We start from the raw sequence: 11694 nt of genomic DNA, 5'->3' as shown, positions 1-11694 counted from the left end.
TTTTCCCTGCAACTATTTAAAACTTTTTTATGGGATGATTGCGATTTCATGGAGTTCTAAATTGAAATAGTAGCACATTCATAGAACTGACCGTGAACATGAAAAAGAACACTATCATTTTGTTCAATCCGATGCCTGTAAAACATCCTGTTGCAATCCAAAATAAGAAGACCACGTCGCTTCAGGTTCCTCTTGTCAATGTCCCCCTTTCCCTTCTTGCTCTTGCCCGGATGGTCAGGAATGAATTTGAAGTTAAGATCATCAATGCAGCAGTGGATAAAGATTACAGAAAGCAGATCCTGGACGCGTGCGATAATGCGCTCTGTCTTGCAGTGAGCAGCATGACCTGCTACCAGATCAGGGACGGGATTAACATTTGCGCGGCTGTTAAAGAACGCAATCCTGATTTGCCTGTCATCTGGGGCGGGTATCACCCATCCACTGAACCGGTGCAGACGCTTGAAAACCCTAATATTGATATTGTTATCAGGGGCCAGGGAGAACTCACATTCAGGGAGGTCGTGAAGAGACTCAGCAATAATGGTGCAATTGACGGAATTCCCGGGGCTTCGTTTAAAGATGGGGGCAGGATCATGAACAACCCTGACAGGATATTTGAAAAACTCGATGCCTTTCCCCCCGTTCCGTATGATATGATAGAGGTGGAGCGGCACATAAAGGGATATAAGTTCGGGACTCGATGCATTGACTATTATACAAGCCAGGGCTGTGCCTCAGGATGTGATTTCTGCTCTGAGCCAATATTCTGCGCCAGGCACTGGTCAGGACTTGCGCATGAAACCGTGGTTTCAGAGCTTGAATACCTTGCAAAGACATACAACATAGACACATTCATGATAAGGGACAGTGATTTCTTCCTTAATGTCAGGCGTGTGAAAGAATTGTGCAGGCTTCTGATCGAAAAAGACCTGGGCATCCGTCTGACAAGTGTGAATGGCAGGATGGAGCAGCTTTCGCGCATGGATGAGAGCGTCTGGGCGTTAGCGCGCGAAGCCGGCATACATGAAATATTCATTGGATTTGAAAGCGGATTTCAGGATGCATTGGATGCAATGAACAAAGGCTCCAGGGTGAGCCAGATAAAGAATTGCATCGATAAGTGCATAAAGCATGATATTGACATCCGGGGTTCGTTCATGGTGGGGATTCCGGGGGTCGAAGCGGGAAAAGAGGTTAAAAGCACATTGAGCGAGATACATAAGATAATATGCGCATACGGCAAACATGGCAGACTTGCTCATATGGATATTCTTTTATCATTCTATACACCCTACCCGAACACGAGACTATACGATGTCTCGCTTGAGAAAGGTTTGAAACCTCTAACTTCCCTTGAAGATTGGGGTGACTTTGACCAGTTCGATTTCAAAGCACCATGGTTCCCCCGGGAGTATTTTGATATTGTGAAGGATTTCAGGGCAAATATGCCCTGGAACTCTGGATGCGGATTTGAAGAGTGGTGCAATTTCTATGAAAGAATGGTTGGCAGAATCTAAAAATAAGTAAATATCCTGAAGTTCGGATGGGATTGTTAAATACCTGTCATTTCATTTTCTTTCGTATAATGGCCACATCGCCAAGCGTGGTCCCACGGATGAACCCGCCACCGCGCTGGTCTTGAGATGATATCTTTTCGGTCAATTTTATATTAAGTGTTGTTTCAAGTTTTTTCCTTACTGCATCTTCGGGTATGAGTTCCTCACGTTCGATTTTTCTTAGTAATGTGGATTTTTCCATCATCTTCGAGGCAAGCTCTTCGATCGTTAACCCCTGAGATTCCCGGGCTTTCTTGATAATGTGGGCATAATCCGGGTTGATCTCATCCTCAAGTTTATCAAAAACATCTCTTCTTGGCCTGCGGGTTACAATTACCTTCTCTGTGGGTAACATTTTCCTGGACACCGGGGTCCATTTGTCGGTTGGTTTCCCGTAACGGGCACATTTTCCGCACACATCCAGGACAGTCCCTTCCACAGTCACCCTGGTTGGATTCCCTTTTATGTCATCGCCGCATATTTCACATTGCATCCCATTCATCTCGACGAAAACTCTATATACCGTACACGCTTAAATATCATTCGGAGACCACCATGTCTGAAGCTCAGGAAAACCGGGAAAGCCCGATCGGTATGGCAAGCGACGATTTTTCTCGCTATTTGATGGACAGGATAAAAATGCTTGAGGAAAGGAACAATATCCTGAGGGACCAGGCCAATAAGATAGAATTGGAAAAGCGTTTTACTGAGAGCCAGAAGCTCAAGTATGAGAGAGAGTTAAGGCAGTTAAAAAGCGAGCTTGAAAGGCTCAAAACACCTCCGCTGGTCGTGGGCAGTGTGGTGGATGTTCTTGAAAACAATAAGGTCATTATCAGGAGCAGCACCGGCCCGCAGTTCGTGGTGGGAGCATCACAGCTGATAAACAGCTCCGAACTCGTACCGGGGTCGCGGGTTTCTTTGAATTACCAGACTCTTGCAGTCATCGGGGTCCTTCCTTCTTCACGCGATCCGTATGTGAACGCCATGGAAGTCATAGAGTCCCCGGGTGTGTCATATTCAGATATAGGGGGTCTTGAGGAACCGATCCGCGATGTGAGAGAGACGGTAGAAATGCCCCTTACAAAACCAGAGGTGTTCGAACGTATCGGGATCGAGCCTCCAAAAGGCGTACTGTTATATGGCCCTCCGGGAACGGGGAAAACACTTCTTGCAAAAGCCGTGGCAAGCCAGACCAAGGCCACGTTCATCAGGATCGTGGGCTCGGAGCTTGTACAGAAATACATAGGTGAAGGGGCAAGGCTGGTGCGGGATCTTTTCAAAATGGCAAAAGAGAAAGCTCCGAGCATTCTATTCATAGACGAGCTTGATTCCATAGGGGCAAAACGCCTTGACACGGCAACCTCCGGAGACAGGGAAGTCCAGCGCACACTGATGCAGCTCCTTTCGGAAATGGATGGTTTTAACAATCGGGGGAATGTCAGGATAATAGCGGCAACCAACAGGCCTGATATACTTGACCCTGCGCTTCTTCGCCCCGGAAGATTCGATCGGTTCATTGCAATCCCGATGCCAAGTAAGGAAGCACGCACAACAATCCTGAAAATCCATTCAAAGAAAATGAAGCTTTCAGAAGAGGTTGATTTTGAAGCACTCGCCTCTCTTACCGATGGAGCCAATGGCTCGGATCTTAAGGCAATTGCGATGGAAGCCGGGATGCTTGCAGTAAGAGAAGAGCGATACAGCGTGGGAATGGATGATTTCCAGAACGCGATCAAAAAGTTAACGATCCAAACAACAAAAACCAATCTCCATTCTGAAGGGATGTTCGCCTAAATACTGGAAGTAAAATATTTTATAGATAAGATTCAATACATTTTTGTATACAGGGGTAATATATTTCAGGGTGATTAGAGAGTTAAATTCGGAACAATGATGGAAACAATTGCAAAATCCCTTGAAAAAGTCCTCTCTGACCTGGAGGGGGTGGGTGGTATCGAACTCGCGGCGGTAATTTCAAAGCAGGGTTTGCTTATGGTTTCGAAAGAAAAAAATAATGGGCTCAATAGTGAAGCATTTGCGGCCCTGACAGCAACCCTTTACATATCGGCAGAATCCACGACTATGCGTTTGAGCAGCCAGAAACCAAAATCCATCAGCGTCGAGACGGAGGATAAACATCTTATAACATTTACTGCAGGCCCGGATGCATTGATCGTGGTCCTTGTTGGGAAGGAAGGATACATCGGCCTGATCCTTAACGAGTTAAAAAAAGCCGCTGAGAAAGTCACGAAGATCCTTTGAATCGCAGCTGGATATAATCAGGTTCTTTGAAATTAACCGATGGGTATTTATATCGTAAATACCGTGTAAGTGTGTTACATACTAACATGATAAAGGTGATTGAATTGTCAGAAATCGGCAAAAAAATTCGACTCGAGAGGATAATGGACAGAGAGAGCAGGAACATGGTGATAATACCTATGGATCATGGGATATCCATGGGGCCTGTTAGGGGCATAGTCGATCTTGCGGACATGGTGAACAGGGTGGCAGATGGTGGGGCGAACGCTGTTCTCCTCCAAAAAGGCATGGCAAAGCATGGTCATCGAGGATACGGACGCGATATCGGGCTCATCATACACATGAGCGCATCAACATCGCTCGGACCTGATCCCAATGATAAAGTGCAGGTATGTACCGTTGAAGAGGCTATTAGAATGGGAGCCGATGCTGTGAGCATACACATTAATATTGGCTCGGAAACGGAAGCCAAACAGTTAGAAAAATTCGGGTCTGTAGCTGAACAATGCGACAACTGGGGAATGCCCCTTATTGCGATGATGTACCCGCGCGGCAAGGATATCAAGAACTCCAACGACCCCGAACTTGTGGCCCATGTTGCGCGCGTGGGTGCAGAACTGGGCGCAGATATCATAAAGACCAATTTCACAGGTGATGTGGATTCCTTCAGGTCGGTCGTGGAAGGCTGTCCTGTTCCGGTGGTAATGGCAGGCGGTCCCAAGACAAATACAGATGAGGAATTCCTTTCAATGGTGCGTGCGGCGCTGGACGCCGGAGGGCGCGGGGTCGCCATCGGACGCAATGTTTTCCAGCATGATAATCCCACGGCGATGACGCGGGCGCTCACACTCGTGGCACATAAAGGCGCAAGCGTGGAAGATGCCATGGAGGCTCTCCGGTGAAAATAGAAAAGGCCGTCTGGATAAAAGCTGACAGCGGTTCCTGGGATGAGAATAAGCCTCGCGTTACCACAGGCCTTGAGTCCGGAGCGGATGCCATACTGTTGAATTCCGAGGATGTCGGGAAGGTAAGAGAATTGGGGAATATTAAGGTCGCAGCACAAGGAGATGAAGCCGACATAATGGTCGTGGGAAAAGACGGCGAAGGTGACGGGACAAAGAAGTTACCTTCGGATTTCGCGAACTCCGAGGATATAGCGCAAGCAAGGCGCCTGAGCCGGGAAGGTAAAGCCGTTGCAGGGTATGTTGTCATAAAGAACAAGAAATATGAGCAGTTCGCAGTTGAACTGGGAAAATCGTGCGATTACCTTATTGTTATAGGTACGGACTGGAAGGTCATCCCGCTTGAGAACCTTATCGCAGGGCTTCAGAAACTTGATGTTGAGATCATAGCAGGTGTCCGGAATGCAGAGGAAGCAAAACTCGCGCTTGAGACTCTGGAGCACGGTTCCGATGGCGTGCTTCTCGATACGGATAATCTTTCAGAAATAAAGAAAGTTGTGGCTGTCAGGGATAGGTCAGGAATGGAAAAGGTCCCTCTTGCTAAAGCCAGAGTGACAAAGGTGAAGCAGGTAGGAATGGGCGACCGTGTGTGTGTTGATACTGCTTCCCTGATGATCCAGGGGGAGGGGATGCTGATAGGTTCGCAGAGCAATGGGCTGTTCCTGGTGCATTCGGAATCGGAGGAGAGCCCATACGTGGCCGCGCGGCCTTTCAGGGTGAACGCAGGGGCGGTGCATGCCTATATCAGGGTGGGCGAAAAAACACGCTACCTCTCAGAGCTTTCCTCAGGGGATGATGTCCTGATAATCAATTCCGAAGGCGAGACGCGGCCTGCGGTCGTGGGAAGGGTGAAGATCGAGCGAAGACCCCTGATGCTGGTGGAAGCCGAGGTGGAGGGAGCGAAGATCAAGACACTGCTCCAGAACGCTGAGACCATAAAACTTGTGGGAATCGATGGGAAACCCATGCCTGTGACCTCGCTCAAGGAAGGCGACGAGGTGTTGGTGTATTTTGAGGCGGCGGCGAGGCATTTTGGGATAAAGATAGAGGAGACGATTATTGAGAAGTGATTTTCCGGCGCTGGCATAATCGCTGAAGCACTTGGAAAACGTATAGCGCATTGGGGTCGGTCGCGCGCAGGAAATTTGGATTATTTATGATTGTCGGGTTTAAAAAGGGTTGAAGGGGTGAAAATGAATGCTCTGTATATTATAGACTGTTTATAAGGTCAAGCCATTCTTCTCTCGTGATTTTTGCATCGTTTATTACCTTGCGGATCGTTCCTTTTCCAATATCCTCACCGGGATGCACGGTGATTATTGTAGTTCTCCCATCCGGATGGCGCATGAACAGATGGCTGCCTTTCTGTCTTATCTGCTGGAAACCTATCTTTTCAAGCATCTTTATAACTTTCTTAACAGGCAGAGGTTTTATTGAATCCATTCAAACTGCGACCTCGACCTTCTGGATGCCTACGAAATTTAAAGGGACTTCCTGGATGAGGTCTGATTCGACTTCTAAATAAAGCTGGATCGCTTCCTTTATCCTTTCTCTTAATTCATCAAGGGTTTTTGCCTGAGTATGACATCCTTCGAGTTCGGGCACGGATGCTATGTATATACCGTCCTCGTCCTGCTCTATGACTACGGTGAATTCTTTTTTCATAATGCTGCCTCATAATAGTATGTTGAACTTGTGTATGAATTTATCGATGAGGATATTATCTATAAATAAGTTTGAAATGACCTTGCTTAAGAATGTATAGGCGATAAAGCGTGTCGGCGCCAATGGGAAGACCGTCCCTGAGGCCGAGTTCAAGGAAGGCGATGAGGTGCTGGTGAATTTCGAGGCTGCTGCGAGGCATTTCGGGATCAAGATAGAAGAGACCATAATAGAGAAGTAGATTTGATCCGCTTTCATTATAATTCTAAGAAAGCCTGATAATAGATTAAGTTAATAATGCACAGGCAGTAATACTTTACTATAGCTGGCAGGAGGAATGATTTATGGACATGGAACTCAAAGATAAATTCATCGAACTCTGGAAAAAATATTTCAACAATGCGGAACTTCCCATCACCTTTTACTATACTGATGAGGAAGGACATGCAGAATTCGTAAAACCCGGCTCCGTAGCAAGATGTATAATAGGGGCTTTATCGAATGTCAGGAAGGGCAAGTCCCTCTGCTTCAACATTGAATCCGTGGGCTGCTTTGGCGGGAAAAGATACCTGGGTTTTTCAGAAAAAATCAGACCCAACTTTGAATTCTTCCTTTCATGCGGGATTCCTGGCGAGCTTGAAGGTGAGCGCTACAAGAAATCCCCCGAACTTGTGAAAGAATTGATGAAAAATGTACCTGTTTTTAAAGCTCCTTCGCAGTTCATCGTATTCAAGAGGTGGGACATGCTTGAGAATGATGATAATCCTGAGGTTGTTATTTTCTTTTCCAAACCCGATGTTCTCTCCGGCATTTTCACTCTTGCCGGTTTTGATGTGGGTGAGCCGAACGGTGTGATCTCGCCCTTCGGGTCAGGCTGCGGTACCATCGTTCAGTATCCCTATCTTGAAAAGGATTCTGAAAATCCCAGAGGGGTTCTTGGAATGTTCGATGTCTCGGCGCGTCCCTATGTTCATGCGGATGAACTCACACTTGCAGTGCCAATGACGAAATTCGTTACGATGGTGGAGAACATGGAAGAGAGCTTCCTCACAACGGGGTCGTGGAAGATGGTGCAGAAGAGGATACGTTAATCCATCCCGGGATATTAATCCATAATCATCTTTTTATATTTCCCCGGGCAATACGGGCAGGTAATGAAGACAATAATCATCGGCGGCGGACTCGCAGGGCTTGCAGCTGCATATAAGCTTTCCGGGAAAGAAGAAGTTGTTGTCGTCGAGAAAGAGCCAGAACTCGGAGGAATGGCATCAAGCTATACCATAAAAGTCCCGGATCTTAATACGGGAACGTATCATATCGAAAAATACTATCATCATATCTTCGCAGGTGACGGGGAACTCATATCTCTTATAGAGGAACTGGGTCTTAGGAATCGGCTTGAATGGCGCAGGGGCACGACAGGATATTACCTCGAAGGTAAAATATTCCCGATGAACACGCCTTTTGAGATACTGAAAGCATTGCCGTTGATGGATGTTATAGGATTAACATGGCTCGTGTTGAAGGCAAGAAGGATAAAAGACCTGGCTCCATATGATGATATTACCGCAAAGGAGTGGATAGTGGATACAGCGGGCGAATCTGTTTATAATAATTTCTTCCTTCCCCTGCTTTCGGGCAAGTTCGGTGATAACAAAGACAAGGTGTCAGCAGCCTGGCTCCTTGGTCGCGTTCGCATCCGCTCGGACAGGAGCGCGAAAGGGGAGCGCCTGGGTTACATGCGCGGGGGTTTTCATGCTCTCATGGAGGAGATGGCTTCGCATATCAGGAAAAAGGGGGGCGCTATAAGGCAGGGCAATGTGTCACGGATCGAGGTAAACAATGGTTCTGTCCGGGGCATTATCGTTGATGGTGAGTTCATCGGATGCGACAGGGTTATTTCAACCGTTGCCCCTTCTGTCCTCCAGAAAATAATGGATACGGAATTTCTGGGACTTGATATGGAAATCAGTTACCAGGGTACGGCATGCGCACTTTTTGGATTGAGGGAAAGGGTCATGGATGATACCTACTGGCTGAACATCAGGGTTGAGGTGCCCTTTGGCGCCATGATAGAGCATACTAACTTTATCCCGGCATCAGATTATGGGGAAAACCTGATGTATGTGACCTCATATTTCCAAAGTATTGATAGCGTTCTCTGGAAATCAAAAGATGAAGACATCATCGAATTATACCTGAAAGGGCTTGAAAAGCTCTTCCCGGAATTCCGGAAGAAGGTGAAATGGTGGCGCCTGCGCAGGGATAAGGACACGGCACCAGTGTATGAAACAGGATACGGAAAAAAAGTCCTGCCTTATGAAACAAAGATCAGAGGGCTCTATTTAGCGGGTATGTTCTCGGACGCGAATTACCCGGAGAGGAGCATGAATGGCTCGATCGTGGCAGGATTTAAATGCTCTGAAAATATATTGAAGAAGGAGGCATTACAATAGTAGAGGTTTCAATTGTCCTTCCGGCTTATAACGAGGCAGCGCGCTTGGAAAGCACGGTGGAGAGAACAGCAGCAGCGCTCCGGGAGATAACGCCATCTTTTGAGATCATAATTGCCGAAGATGGAAGCAGGGACGGCACGGATAAAATATGTGAAGCCCTCTCGAAAAAATATGATTTTGTGATACATCTGCATTCTGATGAGAGGCAAGGCAGAGGCCGGGCGCTCAACCGGGCGTTTGCGGCCTCAAAAGGGGAGATCCTTGGATACATCGACGTTGACCTTGCAACAGATATGAAGCACCTGATGGAACTCATACAATCCATCCGCGATGGTTACGATTTTGCCACGGGTTCAAGAATGCTTCCGGAAAGCAATGTCAGAAGACCTTTCAAAAGGGGTCTTGCAAGCAAAGGTTTCAACTTCCTTACGAGATTGATGCTTGGCTCAAAACTCTATGATCATCAATGCGGTTTCAAGTCCTTCAAACGCAGCTCCCTGTTTGAGATCATGGATTCTGTGAAAGATACCCACTGGTTCTGGGATACAGAATTATTTGTTCGTGCACAGCGGGAGGGTTACAGTGTAAAGGAATTTCCCGTTGAATGGAAACACGGCGGTGCAACAAAGGTCAATCTGGTAAAGGATGTCTTCGGGATGGGTTCACAGATATTCAGATTATGGTGGGAATTCCTGTGGAATTGATAAAATAGTCATACGTTTATATATAATGATTAACAAATCATCTCTCAATGAGAGGAAATATTGGGATTGTCGTTATTATGGCGCTGGGCTGACGTATTGCTGAAGCACACTCAACATAGCTATCAAAATTTAAGAAAACGTCACATACCATTCCATGACTAACAAAATACAGCTTCTTACTGGAAAATCGGATACAAAAGAAGTCTTTATAGATGCGCAGGAATTGGTTACCGGAAGAACGTGCGTAATAGGTCAAAGCGGGAGTGGTAAAAGCTACTTAATAGCAGTACTCTGCGAACAACTGCTGCAAAATAATATCGCTTTTTGTATAGTTGATACGGAAGGGGAATATTTCTCTTTAAAAGAAAAGTTTCAACTGTTATGGGTTGGTGGGGAAGAAGCGGATGTTAGAATAGACTTTGATTTCTATGAACTCATAACAAAATCAATAACAAATAACGTTTCTTTAATTTTAGATGTATCGGATGTCCTGAAACAAAGAAAAGTTGTTTCTGATTTTGCAGGTAAATTATATGAAATCGAAAGCCAGATAAAGCAGCCGTATTTATTGATTATCGAGGAGGCGGACAGGTTTGTTCCGCAAAGCAAGGACTCTATAAAGGAAATCGAGGAGATTTCAAAAAGAGGGAGAAAGCGGGGGTTGGGTTTGCTTGTTGCAACTCAAAGACCTTCGCTTGTAAATAAGAATGTCCTGTCCCAATGCGGAAACCAGTTTATCGGGAAATTAACAACCGAAAACGATTTAAAAGCGGTGGATCTGTTTTTTGCAGACAGGAAAGAACTGGAATTATTGCCTAAATTGACCACCAGCGAATTTTTTGTGATGGGGAATGTGGTGAAAGAAAAAACCAGGATGCAGACCGTCCAGAGAATAACACAGCACAAAGGGCTTACCCCGAAACTGATTCCAAAGGCGACAGGTAAAATTACCGAACTAAAAACAAGCCTGGGCTTTGCAGGGATACTGGAGGAGAAGGAAAAAGTAAAAGAGGCTTATGAGTCTGGCGAGAGAAAATTAAAAGGAGTCAAGGCGCAAATCCCAAAAGAGCAGATAGAAGCTATCGTTGATGGTAAAAGAAGGAAAAAGTATTGGTTGTCTGGGGAAAAGGAGCATGTAAAATCTATCGAGCTTATCTATCATCCACTTGTCTGGGTTGAAGTAACTGCTCCGGAGGGATTTATCACGAAGAGCCTTGCATCGCATTCAATTATAGTAGATTCTATAAGCGGCGAATTTGTGGATATTAAACATGGATTAAAATACTCAACAGGTATTTCTAAATTAATCGGTTTGAATGAAAACGAGATCAGGATTCTGTTGGAAATCTATAGAAATAAAAAAATTACAATCGGTGATCTTGAACTTAAAACCAAACTGTCCGAGACGACAATAAGAACTATCATACACCATCTACAGGATAGAAAGATGGTAACTTTTTCAAAAGAAGGAAATTTAAAATTATATTCTTTTCTTATCAACTTTGAACCCCCGGATTTAAAACAGTCTTTAAGCCGCCCTGAGATACAGCAAATTTCCGGGAAAACAAATAAACAGGCGCTTACAGAGGATGTTATGCGAAAAATAATAAAGGGCCTGGAAGATGATGCTGACATAACAAAATTTGAGGTTTTTTATTACCCCATATGGTTTGTAAACCTGGAAAATAGAAGTCTGAAAATAGATGGTGTCGCCGGGAAAGAAATTTGAGGCTCGCTTTGGTTTTGCAGCTGTGTGAGAGCCCAGTGCCTTGAACCACAATGCGTGCCTGCCGGCTTAATGGCAAGGGTTATTATTGAAAAAATCAGAGTTTCACCAAAAGCTGTTTATAATGGTTGAACTTACAATTAGAATAAATAAGTATTTATTGTGATGCTATTACTTTATTATTCATAACTGGATTATGGGACTGTGCCTGATTTCATGAGGGGGGTTATATCATTATTATGATACTAACAATTATTATTTATATGAATAGATATTTATATTCACAGGGATAATATGTATTTGCTGGATAGGTTTATCGGGGATGGGAGTGGTTTACCTCCAATAAAAAATTTGGTATCCATCGCA

13 protein-coding genes are annotated in these 11694 nt (G+C 45.3%); 10 read left to right on the top strand and 3 right to left on the bottom strand.

Annotated elements, in window-relative coordinates; translation table 11 throughout:
* Positions 1–98 precede the first annotated feature (98 nt).
* Positions 99–1517, top strand: coding sequence for a radical SAM protein (locus O8C65_01785; protein ID MCZ7355640.1), 1419 nt, complete (start codon positions 99–101; stop codon positions 1515–1517).
* 46 nt (positions 1518–1563) lie between these two features.
* On the opposite strand, the gene O8C65_01780 is transcribed toward O8C65_01785, so the two are convergent.
* Positions 1564–2049, bottom strand: coding sequence for a multiprotein bridging factor aMBF1 (locus tag O8C65_01780; GenBank protein ID MCZ7355639.1), 486 nt, complete (start codon positions 2047–2049; stop codon positions 1564–1566).
* 62 nt (positions 2050–2111) lie between these two features.
* Here O8C65_01780 and O8C65_01775 point away from each other — a divergent pair, with 62 nt between their 5' ends.
* From O8C65_01775 to O8C65_01760, 4 genes are all read left to right on the top strand, one after another.
* Entirely contained in the window at positions 2112–3350 is a 1239-nt protein-coding gene (locus O8C65_01775; GenBank protein MCZ7355638.1) for a proteasome-activating nucleotidase, read from the top strand.
* Between the two features lie 96 nt (positions 3351–3446).
* Positions 3447–3818: a roadblock/LC7 domain-containing protein gene (locus tag O8C65_01770; protein ID MCZ7355637.1), complete on the top strand. Its 372-nt coding sequence runs from the start codon at positions 3447–3449 to the stop codon at positions 3816–3818.
* A gap of 104 nt (positions 3819–3922) precedes the next feature.
* Complete coding sequence (locus O8C65_01765; protein ID MCZ7355636.1) at positions 3923–4720, top strand: 2-amino-3,7-dideoxy-D-threo-hept-6-ulosonate synthase; 798 nt, start codon at positions 3923–3925, stop codon at positions 4718–4720.
* A 2-nt stretch (positions 4721–4722) separates the two neighbouring features.
* Entirely contained in the window at positions 4723–5850 is a 1128-nt protein-coding gene (locus O8C65_01760) for a 3-dehydroquinate synthase II (GenBank protein MCZ7355635.1), read from the top strand.
* Positions 5851–5989: 139 nt separating this feature from the next.
* On the opposite strand, the gene O8C65_01755 is transcribed toward O8C65_01760, so the two are convergent.
* Together O8C65_01755 and O8C65_01750 are read right to left on the bottom strand one after the other, a co-directional pair.
* Positions 5990–6223: a type II toxin-antitoxin system HicA family toxin gene (locus O8C65_01755; GenBank protein MCZ7355634.1), complete on the bottom strand. Its 234-nt coding sequence runs from the start codon at positions 6221–6223 to the stop codon at positions 5990–5992.
* Positions 6224–6445, bottom strand: coding sequence for a type II toxin-antitoxin system HicB family antitoxin (locus tag O8C65_01750; protein ID MCZ7355633.1), 222 nt, complete (start codon positions 6443–6445; stop codon positions 6224–6226).
* Positions 6446–6548: 103 nt separating this feature from the next.
* On the opposite strand from O8C65_01750, the gene O8C65_01745 reads away from it, so the two are divergent.
* The 5 genes from O8C65_01745 (at position 6549) to O8C65_01725 (ending at position 11331) form a co-directional block, all read left to right on the top strand.
* Positions 6549–6683 carry a hypothetical protein gene (locus O8C65_01745; GenBank protein ID MCZ7355632.1) on the top strand — a complete coding sequence of 45 codons (135 nt, stop codon included), beginning with the start codon at positions 6549–6551 and terminating at the stop codon, positions 6681–6683.
* Positions 6684–6786: 103 nt separating this feature from the next.
* The gene (locus O8C65_01740; protein ID MCZ7355631.1) at positions 6787–7533 is read left to right on the top strand and encodes a DUF169 domain-containing protein; all 747 of its coding nucleotides are present in this window, start codon (positions 6787–6789) and stop codon (positions 7531–7533) included.
* A gap of 63 nt (positions 7534–7596) precedes the next feature.
* Entirely contained in the window at positions 7597–8898 is a 1302-nt protein-coding gene (locus O8C65_01735) for an NAD(P)/FAD-dependent oxidoreductase (protein ID MCZ7355630.1), read from the top strand.
* On the top strand, positions 8895–9602 hold the full coding sequence (locus tag O8C65_01730) for a glycosyltransferase family 2 protein (GenBank protein ID MCZ7355629.1): 708 nt from the start codon (positions 8895–8897) through the stop codon (positions 9600–9602). Before O8C65_01735 ends, O8C65_01730 begins: the two co-directional genes overlap by 4 nt.
* 154 nt (positions 9603–9756) lie before the next feature.
* Complete coding sequence (locus tag O8C65_01725; GenBank protein MCZ7355628.1) at positions 9757–11331, top strand: DUF87 domain-containing protein; 1575 nt, start codon at positions 9757–9759, stop codon at positions 11329–11331.
* Positions 11332–11694: the final 363 nt, after the last annotated feature.

The sequence above is a fragment of the Candidatus Methanoperedens sp. genome, assembly GCA_027460535.1.
Lineage (GTDB): Archaea > Halobacteriota > Methanosarcinia > Methanosarcinales > Methanoperedenaceae > Methanoperedens.
This window is presented reverse-complemented; position numbering and strand designations above follow the sequence as displayed.